Consider the following 262-nt stretch of genomic DNA (forward strand, 5'->3'; position numbering starts at 1 on the left):
AGTCTGGACCGTGTCTCAGTTCCAGTGTGGCTGGTCGTCCTCTCAGACCAGCTACTGATCGTTGCCTTGGTGAGCCTTTACCTCACCAACTAGCTAATCAGATATCGGCCGCTCCAGGAGCACAAGGCCTTGCGGTCCCCTGCTTTCATCCTTAGATCGTATGCGGTATTAGCGTAACTTTCGCTACGTTATCCCCCACTCTTGGGTACGTTCCGATATATTACTCACCCGTTCGCCACTCGCCGCCAGGCCGAAGCCCGCG

1 rRNA gene is annotated in these 262 nt (G+C 55.7%); it reads right to left on the reverse strand.

The window, feature by feature from the left end:
- Window positions 1–262, reverse strand: a 16S ribosomal RNA gene (locus GM658_RS28700); the annotation flags it as partial.

Origin of the sequence: Massilia eburnea (assembly GCF_009720745.1) — a bacterium.
GTDB lineage: Bacteria > Pseudomonadota > Gammaproteobacteria > Burkholderiales > Burkholderiaceae_D > Rugamonas > Rugamonas eburnea.